This is a genomic window from Acetobacter lambici (assembly GCF_011516885.1).
GTDB lineage: Bacteria > Pseudomonadota > Alphaproteobacteria > Acetobacterales > Acetobacteraceae > Acetobacter > Acetobacter lambici.
In genome coordinates, this window is record NZ_WOTD01000001.1 from 187,458 (window position 1) to 211,735 (window position 24,278).

General features: G+C 58.6%; 20 protein-coding genes and 1 pseudogene. 13 read left to right on the plus strand and 8 right to left on the minus strand.

What is annotated here, in order from left to right; all coding sequences use genetic code 11:
* Nucleotides 1–31: 31 nt before the first annotated feature.
* Nucleotides 32–4,579, plus strand: a complete 4,548-nt coding sequence (locus GOB86_RS00920; RefSeq protein WP_165990521.1) for an AAA family ATPase — start codon at nt 32–34, stop codon at nt 4,577–4,579.
* Nucleotides 4,566–5,342: a hypothetical protein gene (locus tag GOB86_RS00925; RefSeq protein ID WP_165990522.1), complete on the plus strand. Its 777-nt coding sequence runs from the start codon at nt 4,566–4,568 to the stop codon at nt 5,340–5,342. Before GOB86_RS00920 ends, GOB86_RS00925 begins: the two co-directional genes overlap by 14 nt.
* A 141-nt stretch (nt 5,343–5,483) precedes the next feature.
* On the opposite strand, the gene GOB86_RS00930 is transcribed toward GOB86_RS00925, so the two are convergent.
* Nucleotides 5,484–7,001 carry an acetyl-CoA hydrolase/transferase family protein gene (locus GOB86_RS00930; RefSeq protein ID WP_165990523.1) on the minus strand — a complete coding sequence of 506 codons (1,518 nt, stop codon included), beginning with the start codon at nt 6,999–7,001 and terminating at the stop codon, nt 5,484–5,486.
* A 305-nt stretch (nt 7,002–7,306) separates the two neighbouring features.
* On the opposite strand from GOB86_RS00930, the pseudogene GOB86_RS16495 reads away from it, so the two are divergent.
* From GOB86_RS16495 to gltA, 4 genes and pseudogenes are all read left to right on the plus strand, one after another.
* A pseudogene (locus tag GOB86_RS16495) lies at nt 7,307–8,049 on the plus strand (metallophosphoesterase).
* A 69-nt stretch (nt 8,050–8,118) separates the two neighbouring features.
* The gene (locus GOB86_RS00940; protein ID WP_408737272.1) at nt 8,119–8,439 is read left to right on the plus strand and encodes a chorismate mutase; all 321 of its coding nucleotides are present in this window, start codon (nt 8,119–8,121) and stop codon (nt 8,437–8,439) included.
* 14 nt (nt 8,440–8,453) lie between these two features.
* Nucleotides 8,454–8,999 (plus strand): SixA phosphatase family protein, encoded by a 546-nt coding sequence (locus GOB86_RS00945; RefSeq protein WP_165990524.1) that lies wholly within the window; start codon nt 8,454–8,456, stop codon nt 8,997–8,999.
* Nucleotides 9,000–9,149: 150 nt separating this feature from the next.
* Nucleotides 9,150–10,460 carry a citrate synthase gene (gene gltA, locus GOB86_RS00950; protein WP_165990525.1) on the plus strand — a complete coding sequence of 437 codons (1,311 nt, stop codon included), beginning with the start codon at nt 9,150–9,152 and terminating at the stop codon, nt 10,458–10,460.
* Between the two features lie 201 nt (nt 10,461–10,661).
* Here the strand turns inward: gltA and GOB86_RS00955 are convergent, their stop codons facing one another.
* On the minus strand, nt 10,662–10,901 hold the full coding sequence (locus tag GOB86_RS00955) for a hypothetical protein (RefSeq protein WP_165990526.1): 240 nt from the start codon (nt 10,899–10,901) through the stop codon (nt 10,662–10,664).
* A gap of 269 nt (nt 10,902–11,170) precedes the next feature.
* Between GOB86_RS00955 and GOB86_RS00960 the strand changes: the two genes are divergently transcribed.
* Nucleotides 11,171–11,923 carry an orotate phosphoribosyltransferase gene (locus GOB86_RS00960; RefSeq protein ID WP_165990527.1) on the plus strand — a complete coding sequence of 251 codons (753 nt, stop codon included), beginning with the start codon at nt 11,171–11,173 and terminating at the stop codon, nt 11,921–11,923.
* Nucleotides 11,924–11,927: 4 nt separating this feature from the next.
* Nucleotides 11,928–12,791: an aspartate/glutamate racemase family protein gene (locus GOB86_RS00965; RefSeq protein ID WP_165990528.1), complete on the plus strand. Its 864-nt coding sequence runs from the start codon at nt 11,928–11,930 to the stop codon at nt 12,789–12,791.
* A gap of 89 nt (nt 12,792–12,880) precedes the next feature.
* Here the strand turns inward: GOB86_RS00965 and GOB86_RS00970 are convergent, their stop codons facing one another.
* Entirely contained in the window at nt 12,881–13,951 is a 1,071-nt protein-coding gene (locus GOB86_RS00970) for a polyprenyl synthetase family protein (protein ID WP_194301003.1), read from the minus strand.
* Between the two features lie 101 nt (nt 13,952–14,052).
* Between GOB86_RS00970 and GOB86_RS00975 the strand changes: the two genes are divergently transcribed.
* On the plus strand, nt 14,053–14,808 hold the full coding sequence (locus tag GOB86_RS00975; RefSeq protein ID WP_165990529.1) for a tRNA1(Val) (adenine(37)-N6)-methyltransferase: 756 nt from the start codon (nt 14,053–14,055) through the stop codon (nt 14,806–14,808).
* A gap of 21 nt (nt 14,809–14,829) precedes the next feature.
* Here the strand turns inward: GOB86_RS00975 and GOB86_RS00980 are convergent, their stop codons facing one another.
* The 3 genes from GOB86_RS00980 to GOB86_RS00990 all read right to left on the minus strand — a co-directional run bounded on the left by GOB86_RS00980 (nt 14,830) and on the right by GOB86_RS00990 (nt 19,034).
* Entirely contained in the window at nt 14,830–15,846 is a 1,017-nt protein-coding gene (locus GOB86_RS00980) for a ribonucleotide-diphosphate reductase subunit beta (RefSeq protein ID WP_165990530.1), read from the minus strand.
* Between the two features lie 78 nt (nt 15,847–15,924).
* Nucleotides 15,925–17,862 (minus strand): ribonucleoside-diphosphate reductase subunit alpha, encoded by a 1,938-nt coding sequence (locus GOB86_RS00985; protein WP_165990531.1) that lies wholly within the window; start codon nt 17,860–17,862, stop codon nt 15,925–15,927.
* A 191-nt stretch (nt 17,863–18,053) separates the two neighbouring features.
* Nucleotides 18,054–19,034: a Gfo/Idh/MocA family protein gene (locus tag GOB86_RS00990; RefSeq protein WP_165990532.1), complete on the minus strand. Its 981-nt coding sequence runs from the start codon at nt 19,032–19,034 to the stop codon at nt 18,054–18,056.
* Between the two features lie 254 nt (nt 19,035–19,288).
* On the opposite strand from GOB86_RS00990, the gene secD reads away from it, so the two are divergent.
* Nucleotides 19,289–20,854, plus strand: a complete 1,566-nt coding sequence (gene secD, locus GOB86_RS00995; RefSeq protein WP_253543625.1) for a protein translocase subunit SecD — start codon at nt 19,289–19,291, stop codon at nt 20,852–20,854.
* Between the two features lie 18 nt (nt 20,855–20,872).
* A complete protein-coding gene (secF, locus tag GOB86_RS01000; RefSeq protein WP_165990534.1) occupies nt 20,873–21,820 on the plus strand; it encodes a protein translocase subunit SecF in 948 nt (315 codons plus the stop codon).
* 62 nt (nt 21,821–21,882) lie between these two features.
* On the opposite strand, the gene GOB86_RS01005 is transcribed toward secF, so the two are convergent.
* Entirely contained in the window at nt 21,883–22,281 is a 399-nt protein-coding gene (locus GOB86_RS01005) for a hypothetical protein (RefSeq protein ID WP_165990535.1), read from the minus strand.
* Nucleotides 22,282–22,368: 87 nt separating this feature from the next.
* Nucleotides 22,369–22,860, minus strand: a complete 492-nt coding sequence (gene mscL / locus GOB86_RS01010; protein WP_165990536.1) for a large conductance mechanosensitive channel protein MscL — start codon at nt 22,858–22,860, stop codon at nt 22,369–22,371.
* 301 nt (nt 22,861–23,161) lie between these two features.
* Between mscL and rpmE the strand changes: the two genes are divergently transcribed.
* A complete protein-coding gene (gene rpmE / locus GOB86_RS01015; RefSeq protein WP_086638545.1) occupies nt 23,162–23,392 on the plus strand; it encodes a 50S ribosomal protein L31 in 231 nt (76 codons plus the stop codon).
* A gap of 175 nt (nt 23,393–23,567) precedes the next feature.
* Nucleotides 23,568–24,092, plus strand: coding sequence for an Hsp20 family protein (locus GOB86_RS01020; RefSeq protein ID WP_165990537.1), 525 nt, complete (start codon nt 23,568–23,570; stop codon nt 24,090–24,092).
* Nucleotides 24,093–24,278 lie beyond the last annotated feature (186 nt).

Here is a 24,278-nt window from a genome sequence, read left to right on the forward strand (position 1 = left end):
AGCCCTCCCGACCAGAAAAACACAGATCTGTATGACGGTTCGTTTTGTTCGCCTCCGCATTGTGGGGTTCAAAAGCTTTGCCGACCCCATAACCGTGGAGCTACTGCCCGGACTGACCGGCGTTGTTGGCCCTAACGGGTGCGGTAAGTCCAACGTGGTGGAAGCACTGCGCTGGGTTATGGGGGAATCCTCCGCCCGCTCCCTGCGTGGGGGCGAAATGGACGACCTTATTTTTGCAGGCACAGCCGGTCGCCCCGCCCGCTCTTTGGCCGAAGTGACCGTAACGCTGGAAGGGACAAAGGGCTTTGGCCCGGCAGCCTTTGCCGATCTGGACGAACTCCAGATTACCCGCAGGGCCGAACGCGGAGCGGGCAGCGAATACCGTATTAATGGCCGCACCGTCCGTGCGCGAGACGTGCAGACCCTGTTTGCCGATCTGGCGTCCGGTGCGCGCTCCTCCGCCATGGTCAGTCAGGGCCGGGTGGCCATGCTGGTCGGGGCTCGGCCGGAAGAGCGGCGTAGTATTCTGGAGGAAGCGGCAGGCATTACCGGCCTGCACGCCCGCAGGCACGAAGCCGAGATCAAACTCCGCGCGACCGAGGGCAACCTGACCCGCGCGGAAGACCGCCGCGTGCAACTGACTGAACGGCTGAGCGGTCTTGCCGAACAATCGCGCGAAGCCACACGCTACCGCGAAATTTCCGCCGCCCTGCGCGAGGCGGAAACCGAGTTGCTGGCGGTCCTGCACGCACGGGCCAGACTGGCCGTGGAACGCGCAGCCGCCATGGCCGTTCAGGCACGCAAAAACCTGAACGAGCACGAAGAAACGGCCGAAACAGCCGTTCTGGCCGAATTTGAAGCCACAAAGGCCCTGCCCGCCCTGCGTGAAAAAGCAGATGCCGCCCGCACGGCGCTGGAGCGGTGCCGCGTGCTGGCCGAAGGCGTGGTCAGGGAGGAAGAGCGTGCCGCCGCACAAGCACAGGCCGCAGCCGAACTGTTGCAACAACACGAGGCTGATGCCCAAGCTGCTCAAACCCGCTTGCAGGATGTTCTGGACACACTGGAACGGCTCCAGACAGAAAAGGCCGAGGCGCAGGTTGCGCTAACCTCACTCCCCACCCGCACGGCCGACGCCGAGCAGCAGCTACAGCAGTTAAGTGCCCAGCAGAGCGAAACCGAACAGGCCCTTGCCAGCCTGACCGCCGACCTGAACACAGCCCGTGCAGGCAAGGAACGGGCCGAAGATGGGCTGACCAGTGCCCGCGCACGGCATGACCGGGTCTGCCATGCGCTCAACACCATTCAGGCCGAACTGGCGGAACTGGAGCGCCAACTCCCCTCCGAACAGGCTCTGGCCACGGCGCAGGAACGGGCGGAACAGGCAAGCCTTGCCCAGCAGGCGGCAAAAGCCGCGCAGGAGGAGGCCGAACGCCTTTGCGCCCAGTGCAATGTTGACCTCTCCATTGCCAAAAATAATGCACAGGCGGCTCAGGCCGCACAAACCGAGCAACAGAAAGCCCTGCAACAGGCCCGCCAGCGCCTGACATCCTTGCAAACCGAACTGCAAGGGGCCGAAAAGCGCCATGCCGAGGCTCTGGAGGCTCTAGTCAGCCCCGACGTGCTGAATACCCTGCAAACCAATAGCCAGCACGCAACGGCCGCATTGGACCTTGCCGCTCAGGCGCAGGAACAAGCCGAGGCCGAACGCCGCGCGGCCAGCACCGCCTTTACCGAGGCCAGCCGTGCGGCGCAGGAGGCGGAGGCACACCAGCGTAGTGCTGCCGAAGCCCTGCGTACGGCCCGCACCACACAGCAGCGCGCGCAGCAGGAAGCACAGACACTCGCGCGCGAGTTGGACAAAATCCGCGCGGAAGCCATTGCCGACACGGTTGTGGCCGAGGCCAGACAAGCCCGCACCCAACACGAAAGCGCATTGGCCCAAACCGGCGCGGATATGGAGCAGGCCGAGCACACGCTGAGTAAGCAAAAAGCCCAGCATGCAACAGCGTGCGAGCAGCAGACCTCTCTCCAGACCGAACTGACCCGCCTGCAAGCACAGGCCGAAGGGCTGGATCAGGCTCTGGGGCAGGACAGCGCGGTGGCGGAAAACCCCGTTTCCACCCAGATCACTGTTCCCGAGGAGTACGAAAACGCTCTGGCTGCCGCTCTGGCCGAAGGGCTGGACGCCCCAACGGCAGGCGACGCGCCACAGGGCTGGCGGCAACTCCCGCCCGAAAGCCTGCCTGCCCTGCCCGGTGGCGCGCAACCACTCAAGAGCTGCATAACAGCCCCCCCTGAGCTGGACCGTGTTCTACTCTCCACCGGTCTGCTCCCCCAGGGTGCGGACGGGCGTGCCCTCCAGCAGGCTCTGGCACCGGGGCAATGCCTTGTCTCCACCGCCGGGGATTTGTGGCGGTGGGATGGATTTTACGCTCGTGCAGGCGGGGCCAGCACCGCCGCCCGCAGGTTGGCCCAGCGCCGTATCCTGCGTGAAACGCAACTTCGCCTTGCCACGCTACAGGCCGACCTGCCTGCCATACAGGCCAGCGTGGCCACCTGCGCCACAGCCGTAAGCACCAGTGAGAACGCGCTCAAGGAACTTAGGCACAAACGCCACGTGCAGGAACAATCCCTGCAAAAAGCCCGTGCGCATGAAACCGAAACCGAGCGTCGCCATGCCTCCTACCGTGCCCGGCTGGACGCCATGCTCCCCCAGCATGAGCGCGCGCAGGCAGCACTGGAGGAAGCGGGAGCAACACTCACCAAAGCCCAGACCACCCATGAAAGCCTGCCATCGTTGCAGGATATTCAGTCCGCACTGGCCGCAACGCGTAACACAAACGCCACCGCACAGGTTGCCGAGCAGCAGGCCCATACCGCCTTCAAACAGGCGCAAGCCACTTTGCAGGCTGCACGGGACAAGCTTGCACGGACCGAGCAGCAGCACGCATCGGCCACCACCCGGCTGGAAACACTCACCCCCGAGCTTGAGCGCCTGCGCCACAATCTGGCAACAGAATCCACCACCGTAACGGAGATGGAAGCAAACTTGGCCTCGGCCCAGTCCATGCAGCACGCCCAGACCGCCCTGCGCGAAGCACAGGACAGGCTGAACACTGCCAACACAGCGCTACAGGCCGCAACACAGATTACGTTGCAAGCCGATGGGCAGGCCGCCGAAACCGCGCAGACCAACCGCAAACTACAGGAGCAGGCCCTTACCCTGCGCAGCCGTCTGGCGGGGCTGACCCCACGGCAGGCAGACCTGCAAACCGAGCACACGGACGCAACACACCTCCTGCACGCCGCACAGGCCACGCTGGATGCAGCCCTTGCCGCTATACCCGAAAACGCCGAAGCCAGACTGGACCACCTGAACACCCAGCGGGCCGACCTGCTGGCCAGACTGGACAGCGCGCGTGAACTACGGGCCGCGTTGCAAGCCGAGTCCACCACGCTGGCGGACCGACTTGCCGCGCTGGATACCGCACAGGCTGAGTGGAATGCGCGCGAGAGCCTTGCCCGTACGGACAACACCAATGCCCTCCAGCGGCTGGAAAGCGCACGTGCCAACCATAGCAAGGTGGCCGAACTGCCCACCGCCGCGCAGCAACAAAAAGCCAGCACTCTGGCCGCTCTGGATGACGCGGAAGAGCATTTTACCCAGACTGATCGTTTACGGACCGAGGCCGAAGCCGCACTGAACGCCGCTCATGAGCAGCGCCGAAAAACCGAGGGCGAACTGGCCACAGCCCGTGAAAATCTGCTCAAGGCGGAAGGTAAGAGCGAACAGGCTCAGGCAATTCTGGACCAGTTACTGGTCGAGACACCAAACCCGCCCAGACAACCCGTTTCCGACCTGACGGAAGGGGCCGAAACCTCCCTGCGCCGCAAGATTGCCCGCCTGACCCGTGAACGTGACGATATGGGCCCCGTCAACCTGCGCGCTGAACTCGAAGCCGAGGAAGCCTCTACTCAGGCCCAGACGCTAGGGGCTGAAATGAGCGATCTGGAGGAAGCCATAAACCGGCTGCGTGGCTCCATTGGTTCGCTCAACAAGGAAGGGCGCGAGCGGCTTATGGCCGTATTTACGCAGGTGGACCAGCATTTCCAGTCACTGTTTACGCGCATGTTCGGTGGGGGGCGCGCCCATTTAGGTCTTGTTGGCAGTGATGACCCGCTGGAAGCCGGGCTGGAAATTTACGCCCAGCCACCGGGCAAAAAACTGGCCACACTGTCTCTCCTCTCCGGAGGTGAACAAGCTTTAACCGCGCTTTCCTTGATTTTTGCGGTATTCCGCTGTAACCCTGCTCCGATATGCGTATTGGATGAAGTGGACGCTCCACTGGATGACGCCAACGTAGGCCGCTTTAGCGCCCTGCTCGGCGACATGGTTGTAGAGGCCGGTACGCGTTTTCTGGTTGTGACACACCACCAGCTCACCATGGCCCATATGGACCAGCTCTTTGGTGTAACCATGCAGGAGCGCGGAGTAAGCCGCGTTCTTTCTGTTGATCTGGCTAAAGCGGCCTCAATGGTCGGTCAGAAGGACAAGGAACCCACTGATGTCACATCCTGAAAAGGGAGCTGGCATGTCTGTCTGCTGCAGTGCGACCACATCGCACAGGTGTTTGAAAAAAATTGCCCTTGCGGCAACCCTGTGCGTTGCATCCGTGGCAGTACTGGCTATCCACCACACCAAAACCAGTGGGATCATGGCGCGTATCCACCACGGGCTTATTCTGTGCGCCAGCAATACTGGCGCACAGAACATTGCGCAGGCAGCAACCATTTCCTCCATGGATCGCCCCGGTATGATCCGCTTTGGGCTGACCAGCGGAGCAGATGGACAGGTTGCTGTGGAACCGGGCAGCAGTACTCTGGCCACTGTTCTGAACACTGCAAGCCATTCCAACACCCTGCTAATGCTGGACCTGCATGGCGCAGACCCCAAGGAAGTGGCGTCCGAGGTCAGCAAGGCGCATATGCGTGACCGGGTTATTTTTGTACCCGCAGATTACAAAAGCACTGCCGCAGCCCTAAAAGCTGATTCCAAGGTTATGGTGGCCATTCCCATAAACTCCGAGCGGGACGCCTATAACGCCCACCGCATGGCCGGTCGCCATCCTTACGCCGCCTACCTTTCCCCCTCCGCCGCACCGAGCCTGTTCTCTCTGGTCCACCGCGATGCCGAGGCGATTATTACCGATAGTCCTTCGACCAAAATATCCACTGCTGACTTTCTGGCAAACCGGCCGGTTGATATTGTGATCACGCACCAGCCTTACCAGTTGACCACATCGCTTGCGGTCCCTCCGTCCACAGTCACGCACTCCGAATAACACACTCTTCCGCACACGCACCCCAAGCACAACTCCGGGCCGTAGATACTGATCTGCCGGAAGCCTTCCAGATAGCCATAAAAAAAAGCCCCTGCCCTTGTGAAAAGAGCAGAGGCCCAAAACCCGAACCAGCCGCCCCGCTTACGCGGGGAGCATGGACCCGGTTTCAATAAACCGCTGGTGCCATGACAGGGCTTCGGTCAGCAGATGTGGTGTATGCTTGCCAAAAGAATCCCTGAGTGCACGGTCAAAATAATCCTGCAACATCGGACGGTAATCCGGGTGTGCGCATTTTTCGATAATGGCCTGAGCACGCTTGACGGGGGAAAGCCCACGCAGATCGGCCAACCCCTGCTCGGTTACAAAAATCTGGGTGTCCTGCATAATGTGGTCCACATGGGCTGCCATGGGCACAATAGCCGAAATTTTGCCACCCTTGGCCGTGGACGGCGACAGGAAGATAGACAGGTAGGCATTCCGGGCAAAATCCCCCGAACCACCAATACCGTTCATCATTTTGGAGCCCATGACGCGGGTGGAATTGACGTTGCCGTAAATATCCGCCTCGATCATACCGTTCATGGCAATACAGCCCAACTGGCGAATAACGCCCGTGCTGTTGCTGATATCCTGCTGACGCAGGATGATCTTGGAACGGAAGAAGTCCATCCGGTTATTGATCTCTTCCGCAGCTTCGGGGCTGAGGGAGAAGGAGGTTGCCGAGGCAATACGCATACGCCCCGAATCCAGCATGGCAAGCATGCCGTCCTGAATGACCTCGCTAAAACCAACCAGATTTTCAAACGGCCCTTCGTTCAGCCCGTCCAGCACGGCATTGGCCACATTGCCAACCCCGGACTGCAACGGCAGCAGGGAGGGCGGCAGACGGTTCTGTTTGACTTCGTGTTCAAAAAAATCAAGCAGGTAGCCTGCAATGGCCTTGGCCGTGCCATCCGGTGCGGCAAACGGAGCGTTACGGTCGCTATCGTTCGTGCGGACGATGGCCTGAATTTTGGCCGGATCAACCTTGAGGAACGTACGGCCAATACGCTGGTCTGCGCGGGAGAGCGGAATAATATCACGCGGGGCGCTGGCATAGCTATTGCCATCCCATACGTCGTGCGTGCCTTCCAGCCCCGGATTCTGCCATTCGTTTACCTCGATAATGACCTTTTCGGCCAGATCGAGAAAAGCCTGTGAATTGCCAACGGAGGAGGTCGGCACAATGCCCCCTTCTTCCGTAATGGCTGTGGCTTCCACTACGGCCACATCGAACTTGCCGTAGTTACCCTGACATGCGCGCAACGCCACCTGCCCGAGATGATTATCAAAATAATCTGTCTCGCCAGCATTAATGCGGTTGCGCATGGCCGGGTCGGTATTGAACGGGGAGCGGAAGGAAACACCATTCACCTTGCCCAGTTCACCATCAAGCTGCGGGCCGGTGGAGGCACCGGTGATCAGGCTGATCTGGTGCTTTTCCCCACGGCTGTGGGCATCTTCCATCTGTTTGGCCAGCGCCATGGGCACGGCCTTGGGGTAACCTGCGCCTGTAAAACCGCTGGTGCCGACCACGTCACCATTTCGGATCAGCTTTGCCGCGGCCTCTGCCGGACAAACCTTGCTACGCAGCGCGACGTTCCGAATGCGCTCTGTCATGAGAGGCCTTCCTGTTTTTCTTCTCAAACTGTTCCGAACATACAAAAGGGACAAACCACCTTGGAGCCTGCACGCCACAACCCGGCTGGGGCTGTGCGCCACTTGCCATGGCTGCATCCGCTTTTGCATTTTTCAGGCTTGTTTCCGCCCCTGAAAGCTCTTGCACCCTATGCTCAAACAGAACCCTCTGGCGCGTCACATACTTGTGCATGCGTATGCCCCCTTCAAAAAAAACTTGCCAGCACCGTTCCTGTTTTCGCTCGAAAAGCCTACATGAAGGTTAGAAAAGAACAGGTATGGATGGAATGTTCACGGATACCGGGCATGACGAAAACGTGAAGAACGCAATGCGGAAAGGACTCCGCATTGTGGGCGATGTGCATGGGGATCTGGAAGCCTTCCGCCATGCCGTGGCCACGGATCGTTTTGTCATTCAACTGGGTGATCTGGTGGATTATGGGCCAGATAGCGCAGGCGTGCTGCGTCTGATGCTACAGGTCCAGCGCGAGGGGCGCGGCCTGTTCCTGATTGGCAACCACGACCGCAAGCTCGGTCGCGCGCTTATGGGTAAAAAGCTCCGATCCTCCCCCCATCTGGACGAAACACTGGCCCAGCTTGGTGCGCCGGATAATGTGGATGTCCTCCACGACGTACTGCCCGCACTGGAGCAGGCGCCGGCATGGCTGGTTATGGGCCGGACCGTTTTTGTGCATGGTGCATTTGAGCCGCACATGCTGAACGACCCCCCCCCCCCCCGCTGGGGCGCGTGACCTACCTGCTCTCCCGCGCCCTGTTTGGCGAGACCACAAGCCGCATGCAGGCCGATGGCTACCCCGAGCGCACGCTGAACTGGGTCAACCATATTCCCAACGGCTATACCGTTTACTGTGGCCATGACCAGCGCTCGACCAACGGTTGCCCGTTAACCATACCCGGCCGTGCCGGTGGGCGTGCCATATTTGTAGATACGGGTGCAGGCAAAGGTGGGCATCTGGCATGGGTGGACCTGCCCTACCCCCCCGTGGAAGAAAAACTTTTTGTCTGTTAACGTCAGGGCGTTACGCGTTTATAACGCTCCCATAATGTTTTTTACCAGCAGCCAGAGACCTTGATCACCGTGACAAATCAGCCGTGCCCCCCGGAAGCCCTGCAAGACCTCCGCCGTAGCATAGACAATATTGACGCAGCTCTTGTTGCCATGCTGGCCGAACGCTTCCGCTGCACCAAAGCGGTTGGCGCGCTCAAGGCCCTGCACAAGCTCCCGCCCGCGGACCCCGCGCGTGAGATACAGCAGATCGCCCGCCTGCGCCGCCTGGCCGAAGACGCACATCTGGACCCCGACTTTGCGGAGAAGTTCCTCAACTTCATCATCCACGAAGTCATCCGCCACCATGAAGCCATTGCGCTTGAGGCCTCGCCCCTTCCTCCCTCACCATAACATCATGTGATCTTATGCCCGCTCTCCCCACACCCCGCCGCCTGATTCTCCTCCGTCACGCAGAAGCAGTACCAGCCGAACTTGGCAGCTTTTCCGCCGAGTCAGACATGGCGCGACCTCTGACGCATGATGGAGAGCGGGCAGCCATGCGGTGTGGGATATGGCTACGCGAAAATGGGCTGACACCCGATACAGCCCTATGTAGCCCGGCGGTAAGAACACAGCAGACGCTTGCAGGGGTGCAGAACGTCCTGCGCCCCCCAGTCATAAACAATGTGTTCTTGTGTCCCGAAATATATGAGGCCGAACCGGGCGCTCTGGCCATGGCGCTCTGGCAGGTTCCCCCACAGGCACGCACGGTCCTTCTGATCGGGCATAATCCGGGCATTTCCGAGTTTGCACGCTGGCTGGATAACAGGAACGAAATGCTTGATCAGGGATTCGCGCCAGCCTCGCTAGCGGTCTTCAAGATGGTCGGGAGCGACCTTGTTCCTGACCAGAGCTCTTGGGCAAACTGCGGCAGCATGAGCCTTGTTTTGCACACATTCACGCGACCCTGAGAGAAAAAACCCCGGTTTCCTGCCGATCTAGACGCGTGATAACGCGCGGTTTATCGGGATGAACCTTTTTGTTTGCTCCTGAATGGGAGACAACACTCAAACAGCAGGCCGCAGTCGCGACCGTGACCCCACTATGCAAAAGGAAACACCATGAGCGTGTCGCAGAACGAGGGTAAGCAGTCCATCGCTACCATTTCGATCGGTGGCAAAACCGCCGAGATGCCCGTACTTTCTGGCAACCTTGGACCGGATGTTATTGATATTCGTAAACTGCCCTCCGAGCTGGGCGTGTTCACGTTTGACCCCGGTTACGGCGAGACGGCCTCCTGCAACAGCAAGATCACCTTTATTGATGGCGATAAAGGCGTTCTGCTGCACCGTGGCTACCCCATTGCCCAACTGGCGGAAAATGCTTCGTACGAAGAGGTCATCTACCTCCTGCTCAATGGCGAACTGCCCAACAAAGCACAGTACGACACATTTTCTTCCACGCTGACCAACCATACCCTGCTGCACGAGCAGATCCGCAACTTCTTCAATGGCTTCCGGCGTGATGCCCATCCGATGGCCATTCTGTGTGGCACGGTTGGCGCACTTTCGGCCTTCTACCCCGATGCGTGCGACATCGCCATTCCTGAAAACCGCGAACTCGCGGCCATGCGTCTGATCGCCAAAATTCCGACCATTGCGGCATGGGCTTACAAATACACGCAGGGTGATGCCTTTATTTATCCGCGCAATGATCTGAACTACGCGGAAAACTTCCTGTCCATGATGTTCGCGCGTATGTCCGAACCCTACAAGGTCAACCCTGTTCTGGCCCGCGCCATGAACCGGATTCTGATCCTGCATGCTGATCATGAGCAGAACGCCTCCACCTCCACCGTGCGTCTGGCAGGGTCCACCGGGGCCAATCCCTTTGCCTGTATCGCAGCGGGCATTGCCGCCCTGTGGGGACCGGCCCATGGTGGCGCCAATGAAGCTGTGCTGAAAATGCTGGCCAACATTGGCAAAAAAGAGAACATTCCTGCCTTTATCGCTCAGGTCAAAGACAAGAACAGTGGCGTCAAGCTCATGGGCTTTGGCCACCGTGTGTACAAAAACTTTGACCCGCGCGCCAAGATCATGCAGCAGACCTGCCACGAAGTTCTCAAAGAGCTGGGCATCAAGGACGATCCGTTGCTTGATCTGGCTGTAGAGCTGGAAAACATTGCACTGAGCGACGATTACTTTGTGCAGCGCAAGCTCTACCCGAACGTGGATTTCTATTCCGGCATTATCCTCAAGGCCATGGGCATTCCGACCAGCATGTTCACCGTGCTGTTTGCCGTCGCGCGGACAACTGGCTGGGTCAGCCAGTGGAAAGAAATGATCGAGGAACCCGGCCAGCGTATCAGTCGCCCCCGCCAGTTGTATCTGGGTGCGAAAGAACGGGACTTTGTGCCCCTGAACAAGCGCTAAATACCCCAAGCCTACCTTTGGCTGGTCAAAAGCTGGTCCGCGGCAATGCGGGCCAGCTTTTTTTTGTGGCCTGCCAAAACCACAGAGGTTCCGCGCCGTTGTAAGTCATAAAAAAAGCGGATGCTCATTTATCATGAGTATCCGCTACAATTCTCTTATGGTCCCGGCCAAATCCTAGCCGGTTAACACCCCCCCTACTGGTCAGGCGCAATTGCACCCGGCTGTAGGACCATCAGCTTTGCGTACCATGTGGTGGTCAATCCATTCGGAGACCAGCATGCGCGCTTCGCTCAAAGATGATTCAGGGTGATGAATGCGGTACAGGGTTGTACAGGCATTAAACGCGGTAACGTCTGCCGTACCCACTTCACGCAGCTCCGTGTAAGCCGTGATGACGGCACGCTCGCATTTCCGTGCGATCCGACTTGCTTCCATAGCCACGACATTTACCCTTAATTGATAATCGATCTTAACTTGCGCAATTAAACGCCACATCCTGCGTCAACGCAAGGATTAAGTTGTAATTTACTTTACACATAAAATCACAACCTGCGTATATCTCCCGTTTTTCTACATTGCAGCCAAATCCTGCGTTTTCCCGCCAAAAGCACGCCGCAAATCACATATACAGGCAGATGAGGCATGGATTTTCAGCCCGGCTAGCGGTATGCCAATCCGACTTTAACCACCATAACTTCAAGGAATCTGCCATGATGTCGCCAGCAGGCATTGCCTCTCCTACCGGAGAGTCCAGCGAATGGGATCGTGATGCCGCCCTCACCACCGCACGCCTGCTGCTTGAAATCAAGGCAGTCAACTTTCGTCCCGAAGAACCTTACACCCTGACATCGGGCTGGAAGTCTCCTGTTTATATCGACTGCCGCCGGATTATTTTCTTCCCCCGTGCTCGCGCAAAAATTGTGGAACTGGGTGTTGAGAAAATTGGTCGTCACGTTGGCTACGAAAGCCTTGAAGCCATTGTAGGGGGCGAGACAGCAGGCATTCCGTTTGCCGCATGGATGGCAGACCGCATGCTGCTGCCCATGGCCTATGTGCGCAAAAAGCCCAAAGGTTTTGGCCGCAACGCCCAGATTGAAGGCGATGTGCCCGAAAACATGCGGACCCTGCTGGTGGAAGATCTGACAACGGATGGCGCATCCAAGGTGCAGTTCGCCAATGCCCTGCGCAATGCGGGCGCGATTGTGAACCACGCCTTTGTCGTGTTCTACTACGGTGTGTTCCCCGGTGCGCAACAGACCCTGACAGACATGAACGTCGCCCTGCACTCGCTGTGCACATGGTGGGATGTTCTCGAAGCCTGCGCCAGCCGTCCTTACTTCTCTGAAGAAGCGGCGTCTGAAGTCCGGCGCTTTCTGGAAGACCCCTGTGGCTGGTCCGCCCGCCGTGGTGGCGTAGGTAGTCTGGAAGAAGCTGCCGAATTCAAGGCTCGCAAGGACAAATAACACCGTGCAGACGTCTGGCCCCGCACTCAGTGGTCCCTACCGTGTTCTGGCATTTGACTCAGGCATTGGTGGACTGGGTATTGTGCGGGCCATTCGGGCACTCTCTCCTCACATTGGGGTCGACTACCTGGCAGACACTGCCGTTTTTCCTTACGGCGAGCAGGATGATGCCGTCCTTACCCGGCGCATCATCTCCCTTGTCTCCGCCGCTATTGCCCGACTACGGCCCCAAGCCGTTGTTATTGCCTGCAACACTGCCAGTACGCTCGCACTGGATGCCTTGCGTGCAACCTGCCCCACCATTCCATTCATTGGCTGTGTTCCCCCTATCCGCTGGGCGGCGCGCCAGACCAAAACGGGCGTTATTGGGCTGCTCGCCACCCGTGCGACAATCCGTCGACCGTACCTGTCCCGCCTGCATGCGCTTTACGCGCCAGACTGCACCCTGATCGCACACGCTGCCCCACATCTGGCAAGCTATGCCGAACAGGTTTTTCGTGGTCACTCCGTCCCCGATGCTCTTATTTATAAAGATATTCAGGGCCTGTTCAGCCACCCCGATTCCGGTCGGCTGGATGCGATCGGGCTTGGCTGTACCCATTACACATTTGTGCTCGATCTGCTCCGCAGGCTTACCCCACCCACCATGACATGGCTGGACCCGGCAGACGCTGTAGCCCGCCAGACCTGTACGGTTTTGCAAACCTTACAGCCCATGCCAGACACCTCGACACCACCAGAGCAGGCATGGTTTACGGCAATCCCGGCAGATGCGGAGGCTTTGGCCGCGCATCTGCCTGCCTTTGGTTTTGACAAAATCAATCTATGGCAGGAGCAGACAAGCCAGCCACGGGCCTGCACGGCCTAAGCGCTGGCAGGTTTTCTCGCTGGTACAGGCCACTTTGGCACTGGGCAGGCATGGTTTGCCTGATCTTGCCAAAATGGCCTTCAGCCAGCCTAGCTGGCGCGGCTGGCGGAGTAACTGGCGGTTTCCAGCAACAGGGCTTTAAGGTCGTTATCAGGGAATCCCTGCAACGCCTGACGGGCCAGAGTTGCGTAATCTTCCGCCTTGGCAAGGGTAATACCAATAGCGTTGGTCTGGGCAATAAGGGACAGTGCGGCATCCAGATCTTCCGGCTGCTGCTCACATTCCTCAATCACACGACGCCAGAATACGCGATCCTCCTCGCTACCAGCCTCGTAGGCTGCCAGTACAGGCAGAGTGACCTTGCCTTCCTTAAAGTCGTCCCCGACTTCCTTGCCCAGCACGGCCTGATCGGCTGAATAATCCAGCGCATCGTCCACAAGCTGGAACGCCATACCCAGATTGGCACCATAAACACGCAGGGCTTCACGCTCGGCTGGGGTTACATCCCCAATAACAGCGCCGGATTCGCAGGCGGCGGCAAACAGCGCCGCCGTTTTGCCATAGATAACCTGAAGATACTGCTCAACCGAGGTGGTAAGATCGTTCTGCGTGGTCATCTGCATGACCTCGCCTTCGGCCAGTGTTGCCGATGCAGCGGAGAGAATCGCCATGACATCAAGCGAGGCATCAGCCGTAAGAATCTGGAACGAGCGGGCGAACAGGAAGTCCCCCACCAGCACAGATGCCTTATTGCCAAAAATTGCGTTGGCGCTTGCCAGACCGCGCCGGAGCTGGCTGTCATCCACAACATCATCATGCAGCAGCGTTGCTGTATGAATAAACTCGACACAGGCGGCAATTTCCACATGCCGCATGCGCCCGTCCTGATTGTTGTAGCCACACAACCGCGCGGAGGCGAGTGTAAGCAGTGGCCGCAGCCTCTTGCCGCCAGCGGCCACAAGATGCGCAGCTAACTGCGGAATAAGCGCTACGGAACTCTGCATGCGGTCCACAATGACCTGATTACATGCCTGCATATCCGCAGCGAGATAATCAGCCAGCGCCTTAAGGCCAGCTTCCCCTGGTTTACTCACAGAAACTCCAGATCCATCCTGGCTCGCGGCGCTGTCCATTTCCGACAGACTGACTGCAACACCCAAATGCTATTCCCCCAGCCACGGGATGAGTTGACGTTCTCTTATATGCGAGGCACCTGAAAAACGGTCAAGCACCAACAAATTCAAGCCAGCCAGATACAGTGATGCAACAAGCACCATCAAGCCACCTTCCAACGACCTCGCACGGCACTCTTTTGCGTGGACGTATCGCTTACAGCCAGTTCCAGCAAGGCTACCGTACAGGGCTTGAGCCCATTCTTATGGCCGCAGCCGTGCCCGCGCGCCAGGGCCAGCATGTGCTGGAAATTGGCTGCGGAGCCGGTGCAGGGCTGTTATGCCTGATGCACCGCGTACCCGACCTGCACGGAACAGGCATTGAGAAAGACTCCGAGACCGCAGAGCTTGCCCGCGCCAACCTGCTTGCTAACAAAAAGGAGCAGGTCTCTGTTCTTGCAACATCTTTCCCCGAAGGTGTGCCAGAGAATCTGCGCTTTGAGCATTGCATGACCAACCCACCGTGGCACGCAACAACCGGCACAGCCTCCCCCGAACCCCGCCGTGATCTTGCCCGCCGGATGGGCATGCAGACCCTGCCTCTATGGGTTAAGGGAGCTGCCGCCATCCTGCGCCATAAAGGCAGCCTGACGCTGGCTCTCCCCACAGCCCTGACCGACAGAGCCGTGGCCGAACTGGTTTCCCACGGCTTTGGGGGCGTAACCCTTTACCCCTTCTGGCCCAAGGCAGACCGCGAGGCACGCATTCTGCTGGTGCAAGCCAGACTTGGGGTAAAAAGCCCTGCGCGCGTTCTGTCCGGCCTGATCCTGCACGAAGCGGACGGAGCCTTTACCCCGCAGGCACGCGACGTGCTGGAAAACGGCACAGCCCTGCCCGGCCTTTAGGCCCGCCCCTTCGGCCCGATATTACGAGAAAACCGAGCTTTCAAACGCTTCTTCCCATGTACCCAAGGTGGAAGCACGGCTGTATTCGGTCGAACGGTTTTCAAAGAAGTTGGCGTGTTCGACCGCGTTCAGCATATCGTCCAGCCAAGGCAGCGGGTTGGTGGTTGTGTTGTAAACCGGGTCCAGCCCAAGCTGGGTCAGGCGGCGGTCGGCAATAAAGTGGATGTAGGTTTTAACCTGTGCCGCATCCAGCCCTTCCACCGGCCCCATTTCGAACGCCAGATCAATAAAGGCTTCTTCGTGTTCGACAATGGTTTTGCAGATGTCGGTCAGTTCCTGCCGCAGCTTATCGGTCCAGATATGCGGGTTTTCCTGAATGAACACGCGGAACAGGCGGATAATGGACAGGCAATGCAGGGTCTCGTCCCGCACCGACCAGGACACGATCTGCCCCATGCCCTTGAGCTTGTTAAAGCGCGGGAAGTTGAGCAGGATGGCGAAGGAGGCAAAAAGCTGTAGCCCCTCCGTAAACGCACCAAAGGCTGCCAGCGTCTTTGCGATTTCATGCTTACTGTCCACGTTAAAGGACTGCATGTAATCGTATTTATCCTTCATTTCCTTGTACTTAAGGAACGCGGAATATTCTTCCTCGGGCATACCCAGCGTGTCCAGCAGGTAGCTGTACGCCGCAATATGAATGGTCTCGATGTTGGAAAAGGCCGAGAGCATCATCAACACTTCAGTCGGTTTGAAAACCCGGCTGTAGTGCTTCATGTAGCAGTTATTCACTTCCACATCCGACTGGGTGAAGAAGCGGAAAATCTGCGTCACAAGATGGCGCTCGCTCTCGTTGAGCACACGGTGCCAGTCTTTTACGTCATCAGCCAGAGGCACTTCCTCGGGGAGCCAGTGCACGCGCTGCTGCGTCAACCATGCATCATACGCCCACGGGTACCGAAACGGCTTGTACACCGGGTTGGCTGTCAGCAGGTCAAAACGCTGTTCCTGCGGCTGCTGGCCGGTTTTGTGCTCGCTCATTGTGCCTCCATCAGGCGGCACCACCCAAGGAAACCGCCACTCGACTGTAAGAAAAAACGGATACGGATCAGCCAGCTCTTACTGGCAGGCCAGACACTCGTCATAATTATTGCCACTTGCGGCATGGTCCGCGGCTGCCTGCTCGGCAACGCCTACCCCCAGCACCTCGGACTTGGCGAGCACGTTGCTCACCGTATCCGCCCGCTGGATGGACAGGCTGCGGCAGTAATAAAGAGACTTCAGCCCCTTTTTCCATGCCTGAAAATGAATCTGGTGCAGGTCGCGCTTATGCACATCCGCAGGCAGGAACAGATTGACCGACTGCGCCTGGCAGATAAAGGGCTGCCGATCAGCCGCATGTTCCACTACCCAGCGCTGATCCAGCTCGAACGCGGTTTTGAACACGTCCTTTTCCTGCTGGGTCAGAAAATCCAGATGCTGCACGCTGCCCTTACTGGTGGTGATGGAGGACCACACTTCTGGCGTGTCCTGCCCTTTTTCCACCAGCAGCTTGAGCAGGTGCCGGTTACGCACCGTAAAGGAGCCCGAGAGGGTTTTTTGCAAGAACACATTGGCCGCGATCGGCTCGATCCCCGGGCTGGCATTGCCTGCAATAATGGAAATGGACGCCGTGGGCGCAATGGCCATCTTGTTGGAAAAGCGTTCCTTAATGTCATATTCCTCGGCATCGGGGCAGGCACCACGCAGATCAGCCAGATGGCGGGAGGCGGCATCGGCCTGCTCGCGAATATGCTTGAAGATCTTGCGGTTCCAGACCTTGGCAATCACGCTCTCAAACGGAACATTCTTGGCCTGCAGGAAGGAGTGGAACCCCATAACCCCCAAACCCACGGAACGTTCACGCATGGCGGCATACTTGGCCCGCTCCATGTCCTCCGGTGCGCGGTCGATAAAGTCCTGCAACACGTTATCGAGGAAGATCATGACATCCTCAATGAACTGAGGATTATCCGACCACTCATCCCATGTCTCAAGATTGAGGGAGGACAGGCAGCACACCGCAGTACGCGCCTTGCCGTGATGGTCTATGCCCGTTGGCAGCGTAATTTCGGAACACAGGTTGGAAGTCTTGACCTCCAACCCGGCAAGCTTGTGGTGCTCGGGGCGCGCATTGTTCACATGGTCGGAATAAACAATATACGGCTCACCCTGCTCCATGCGCGCGGTGAGAATACGAATCCACAACCCGCGGGCCGAAATTTTGCGGATAACCGAGTTATCCTTGGGCGAGAGCAGCGCCCATTCAGCATCGGCTTCCACAGCACGCATGAATGCGTCGGAGACCAGAATACCGTGGTGCAGATTGAGCGCCTTACGGTTGGGGTCTCCCCCCGTTGGGCGACGGATTTCTATGAACTCTTCAATCTCGGGGTGCCAGACCGGCAGATAGACCGCCGCCGACCCACGGCGCAGGGACCCTTGGGAGATTGCCAGTGTCAGGCTGTCCATCACACGGATGAAGGGGATAACGCCCGAGGTTTTGCCATTACGGCCCACGTTCTCGCCAATGGAGCGCAGGTTGCCCCAGTAGGAGCCAATGCCCCCACCCTTGCTGGCCAGCCACACATTCTCGTTCCACAGATCGACAATGCCTTTCAGGCTGTCGTTCGCTTCATTCAGAAAGCACGAAATAGGCAGGCCGCGCGTTGTGCCACCATTGGACAGCACAGGCGTTGCGGGCATGAACCAGTGGCGACTGATATAGTCGTAAATACGCTGCGCATGGGCTGCATCGGCCCCGTAATAGGACGCCACGCGCCCGAACAGGTCCTGATAACTCTCATCGGGCAGCAGGTAGCGGTTATCCAGCGTGGCCTTGCCAAACGGGGTCAGCAATGCATCGCGCGAGCGGTCCACACGCACCTGATGGTGCCCCGGAAGCTGCACCGTATCCTGCATCTGCTCGGCACCGAAAAGATCCGGTTCCTCAGCCGAGCCTGATGCTCCTGAATGGGAACGACGAACGTCATTCTCATGCACGTCGATAAGACTCATGGCTTTTGCTCTCCGGTTTTTTACGAACGATCTTGGGGGGCGTGTGACTGGCGCGGACGCACACACCATATATCGCGCTTCTTACCCCACTTTGCCCCCATATCTAGGTTTTTTTTTGATGAAAATGACCAATTTTAGACTTGCTCTTTAAAAAACGGCGGATTTCTCCCGCGTCGCTTGAGCGCGTCTTTTCAGCTCCCCCGGATCAGCCCGGATTGCTCCATAAGATTGCGCGTGGTCGTAATTCCATCCGCCACGGCCAGAGCCGCCGCCAGAGCGCGCCGACCAGCTACCGCATCCACCACAACAGGTGCGCCATGCACGCAGGAGGCCACAAAAGCCTGATGCTCCGCGAACAGCGAATCATGCTCCTTCCAGCTTATGCTCTCACGCTTAAAGCCGCCTGTGCCCGGTAGCGGCAGCCCACGCTCACGCCCGATCATGCTCAGTTCACGTTTGACAAAATCGGCCGACAGATACCCCTCCTCGGAAAAAAGACGCATCCGCCGCTCGGTCTTGAGCGAAATGCGGCTGGCGGTAATGGTGGCCACACACCCGTTTTCAAACCGCACCCGCGCATTGGCGATGTCCTCATACTCGGAGCTGACCGCAGCCCCCAATGCATCCACCTGCGCAATCGGGCTATCCACAAGGGCCAGAACCAGATCCAGATCATGGATCATAAGGTCCAGAATAACGGAAACATCCGTTCCGCGTGGCTTGTAGGGGGCTATGCGCGTGGCCTCTATATAGAGCGGGCGGGTAATGCGCCTGCTTATGGCCTCATGCTCGGCGGAGTAGCGCAACAGATGCCCGACCTGGCAGACCAGCCCGCTCTGCCGCGCCAGCGTGACCAGCATGTCCGCCTGTTCCAGCGTTGCCGCCACCGGCTTTTCCACCAGCACATGCCGCCCCGCCCGCAAAGCCTGCACGGCAAGGTCAAAATGAAACTCCGCCGGGGCCGCCACCACCACCGCATCGGACTGGGCAAGCAGTGTGTCCACATCCGCCACGACCGGGCACCCTGCCTCGCTCGCAACAAGCCGGGCCCGGGCGGGATCGGGGTCAAACAGACCAGACAGGCTCTCACCGGGCACATCGCGTATTTTCAGGGCGTGGTACCGCCCAAAATGCCCTGCCCCAATAACCCCTACTCGCAGCGTTATGTTCATCTGTTACCGCCCTTGCCTGATCTGGCCAGTTTTTAGTCTCCTCAAGGGGTAGCAGTCTCACCCCCGAATGCAAACAAAGCCCCCGACCCGGGCATGCGGCATCTGCCATGCCGGCCCCATTTGGCGTGGAGTGATGCGCCTGAGCCACGCAAAATGAACGAAAAAGCACAGCATTCCACCCATAAGCGCGCGAACGGGTTGCATCTGTTGGGGTTGAACGGCATGTTCCGGGCAGCAAAACTGCAAGCGATCAGGTGAGAATGTATTACAGCCGCCTCAAACTGGCCTCGGTACTGGGCGTATGCCTTTTAGGCCTGCTGCTGTGCCTGCCTAACGGCATGCGCAAGCCGCTCCCTTCCATACCATGGCGACAGATCCACCTCGGACTGGATCTGCGGGGCGGTTCCTACCTGCTCATGCAGGTTGATCTGCAAAGCCTGACCCATGACAGGTTGCAAACCCTCTCGGAAAACACGCGTGATGCGCTGCTTGACGCACATCTTGGCTACCAGAACATTACGGTGGATGCGGCCAAGGCCACCATCTCGTTCATGCCACGCATGGCGTCTGAAACCGATGCGGACATAGCGGCACTGAACGCCCTGCCCCGCGCGGTGCCGAACGAATTCAGCGTAAGCAGGCGTGAAGACGGCAGCATTGCCCTTGTGCTGGCCCCCGAATCCATTCGCGTCCGTGCGCGTGAAGCCGTGACCCAGTCTATTGAGATCGTGCGCCGCCGTATTGACGGCACAGGTGCCGTGGACCCCGAAATTACCCGTCAGGGTGATGACCGCATTGTGGTGGAGTTGCCCGGCATTAGCGACCCGGACCGGATCAAGGCACTTTTGGGCACTACGGCCAAAATGAGCTTCCATCTGGTGGATGCCAACCCGCTGCACGCCACCTACCCGCCACAGGGTGTAAGCCTGCTCCAGATGGCTGACCCGGCGGAGGGGGGGGCCCTGCCCGTGTTTGACCATGTGGATGTGGATGGCTCGGACCTGACCAACGCAGGCGCTGTTATTGACCAGCAGAGCGGCAAATGGGCGGTCAGCTTCTCTTTCGATTCGATAGGCACACACGCCTTTGCCGCCGTCACACAGACCAATGTGGGCAAGCGATTCGCCATCGTGCTTGATAACAAGATTATCGAAGCCCCCGTGATCATGAGCCCCATAACCGGTGGCAATGGCCAGATTACCGGCGGGTTTGACGCCCAGAAGGCCACCGACCTTGCCCTGATGCTCCGCGCGGGCGCGCTGCCCGCCCCCCTGAGCGTTATTGAGCAGCGCTCCATTGGCCCCTCGCTGGGCGCGGATTCCATCCGCGCGGGCATGATCAGCCTTGGCGTCGGCTTTGTTATGGTCGTGGTCTTTATGGTGCTGTTTTATGGCCGCTTTGGCTGGTACGCGGATCTGGCCCTGCTGGCCAATCTGGTGCTCATGGTGGCTATTCTCTCGCTCTTTGAGGCAACCCTGACCCTACCCGGCATGGCGGGCATGCTGCTTACACTGGGTATGGCGGTGGACGCCAACATTCTGATCAACGAACGCATACGCGAGGAAATTGCCCGTGGGCGCACCCCACTGGCAGCCATGCAGACAGGGTTTGAAAAAGCGACCTCCACCATTATCGACAGTAACGCCACGGCCCTGCTGGCCCATGTGATGCTGTTTGTTTTTGGCACAGGTCCGGTCCGTGGGTTTGCGCTCACCATTACCATTGGCATTGTGACCACCCTGTTCACCACCCTGCTGCTTTCCCGCATGCTCATGGCCCGCTGGTACGCGCGTACGCGCCCAACCAGCCTGCCTGTTTGAAGAAACGAGGCGCTACTTATGTTCGGACGTCCTCTTCTGCGTTTTGTCCGCAAGGATACGCACATCAACTTCATGCGCGGCCGCTACATGGGGCTGATCGTCTCGGCCGTGCTTTCGATCGCATCACTTGTCCTGTTCTTCCACCCCGGCCTTACGCTGGGGCTGGATTTTCGGGGCGGGATTGTGGTGGAAGCCCAGACACCCGGCCCGGCGGACTTTGCCAAAATCCGCGCAGCACTGGCAGAACATGGGGTGCAGCACGCCTCCTTCCAGTCCTTTGGCGCAGCGAACGATGTTCTGATCCGGCTGGACGCTGGCTCGGAGCAGGATACGCAGGCCATTGTGGACAAGGTGCGCCACACTGTAGCCGAAGCCCTGCCCGGCACGACCATCCTGCGGGCCGATGCGGTGGGGGCTTCGGTTTCGGCCGAACTGTTCCGCAACGGCATGCTGGCGCTGGCGCTCAGCCTTGCCATGATTTTAGGCTACATCTGGTTCCGGTTTGAGTGGGAGTTTGCCCTCAGTGCGGTCATCACCCTTGTGCTCGATCTGACCAAGACGGTGGGCTTTCTGGTCCTGACCGGCTTTGAGTTCGATCTGGTCATGGTAGCCGCCATCCTGACCATTCTGGGCTACTCCACCAACGACAAGGTGGTGGTCTACGACCGTGTGCGCGAGAACCTGCGCAAGTACCGCACCATGCCGCTCATTGATCTGATCAACCTTTCGATCAACGAGACGCTCAACCGCACGCTGGGCACATCCTCCACAGTCTTTCTGGCATCCCTGCCACTGGCTCTGTGGGGAGGTGCTACGCTGTCGGGCTTTGCGTGGACCATGCTGTTTGGCATTGTGGTGGGGACGTCTTCCTCCATCTTCATCGCAGCTCCCCTTCTGCTGTTCATGGGGGAAGGCCGCCTGAAACGGGGCGCCAAAAGTGGCAAGACCGCAACGTCATCAACCTGATCACACTGGATCAGGGATAAATAAAAAAACGGAGCAGTCTGACTGCTCCGTTTTTTTATGCCTCAATGCTGGGAGAGTGGAACCGGTGCACCATTGGGCACCACCATCATACTGCCCGAAAAAATGGCTGGCTCATCAATAGTAGCCAGAAAATCTTCCACCTTCAGCCCTGCCACCTTGAGCGTATTGCTACCCGGGTGATCACGAAACGCCAGAATGGCCGCAAGAGCTGCCCGATCTGCCGTAACAATGTGAACAATCTGCGGTAGCGTCAGGCCACCACTCATCAACTGCCCACGCGCCATGCCGTTGGCTATGGCGTAGCTGTACAGCAACGTGCTGGGGGTCTGCTCCACCTTGAGTTGGTATGGCACGCTCTGGCAGCCCGCCACGCCAACAAGGGCAAGCAGGACGGCAAAGGGGGACGCTTTACAAAAAAAGCGGAATACAGGGCGCTTCATGTTTGAGAACCTACCCCATATTCCGCCTGCCGAAAATACGGCCACTGGCCCGGCATTAGCCAAGCCCGTTTTATGCCTGATTACCCTTTAGCCCTGCGGCGTTGTCTGGGCATTGTTCCGTGCTGCAAGCTCATCACGAATTTCGGTCAGCAGCACTTCCGTTTTGGTGGGAGCAGGCGCGGCTGCGGGCTTGGCTTCTTCACGCACATGCAGGCGGGTCAGGGCTTTGACCATCCAGAAAATGGCCATAGCCACGATCAGGAACTGGATAACCGCATTCACGAACAGGCCAAGGTTAAGTGTAACCGCCCCGGCTTTTTGTGCTGCATCCAGCGTTGCCTCGTGCGGGCCTTTAAGGGTGACGAACAGGTTGGAAAAATCAATCCCGCCCACCAGCAGACCAATAATGGGGTTGAACACATCCTTGACCAGACTGTTCACAATTCCCGTAAACGCGGCACCAATGACCACACCAACGGCCAGATCGACCACGTTGCCACGCATGATAAAGGAGCGGAACTCCCCCACCCAACCCGGTGTGCGGACATGCGCCTTAAGATCAGTTTTAAGATCAGCCATGAATAATTATCCTGTTTGTAGGGTTTTATACAAAGATACTGATCTCTATCCGCCTGACTGGCTGTTTCTCAAGCTTTATTGTTGGAATATTTAAAAATCTTTGCCACGTATGCCCGTACCCGACCGTTATTCACACGGACTATTCAATGCGTTACCCAGCAACCGGCCGCTTGCCCTGCCCCGGTCTGATGCAAAAGGTGTGCAATCAACGGTTGATCCTACTGCCGCATACCGTTATATGCACGGCAATTCGGCCCGGTCGGTATCGGGCCTTCGTCTGCTGTAAAGAAAGACCTGTCCCATGAAGTCCGGCATTCATCCCGAATACCACGAAATCACCGTCATCATGACCGACGGCACGGAATACACCACCCGCTCCTGCTACGGCAAAGCCGGTGACACCATCCGTCTGGACATTGACACCAAGTCCCATCCGGCGTGGACCGGCGTTCAGCGCATCATGGACACCGGGGGCCAGGTTGCCAAGTTCAACAAGCGCTTTGCAGGGATCGGCACCCGTTCCAAGGGCTGATTTTTCAGCGTCTTTGTGTGCTTCAGGCCCCGCCCTCTTGAAAAAGGAGGCGGGGCTTTCCACGTTTGGGGTATGGCTGATGCCCCTTGTGGGGTCGGCCAGACAGACCTGCCACTTCGGGCCGCCTCATGGGGCCTGCTGCACGGCAGAACCTTGCTGAACGAGGAGGTTCCACATGACCTATGATTTTGCACCCCTGTTCCGTACCGCCATCGGCTTTGACCGGCTGGCACAGGTAATGGACACCGCAGCCCGCAACACGGGCACACCAAGCTACCCCCCCTATGACATTGCCAAAACAGGGAGCGACAGCTACGCCCTGACCATGGCCGTGGCAGGCTTTGCCCCCGATGATATTGAATTGCTGGTTCAGGACAGCACGCTTGTTGTCTCCGGTCGGGTCAGTGCCCCACAGGATGAGGGCGAAGTGCTGCACCGCGGCATTGCCCGGCGCGCCTTTGAACGCCGCTTTGCACTGGCCGACCATGTGGAGGTCACAGGGGCGGACATGAATAATGGCCTGCTCCGCATTAGTGTGCGCCAGATTGTGCCCGAGGCCCTTAAGCCACGCCGTATTCCGGTCAGGGCTGGCCATAATGCCGATATGCCAGCCGAGCCGGGCAGCGCGCCATTTGCTCCAAACCACAACGTGGCTACAGCCAACACGACCCGTAACCAGCCTGTGCCAGACGCGGCCTGAACGCGCCTTACGGGGCCAAAAGGGGGTGGAACTCTGGTTCCGCCCCCTTTTGTTGTGTTTTTGCGGCTTGACCTGAACGGGCTGCTCCCTCCATATCGGGGGCATAGATGCGCGTCGGCAGGCACGCAGGCTTCGGAAGAGGTTCCAGGCCGTCAATTTTACCGGTGCCTGCGTGAGCGCCGCCCG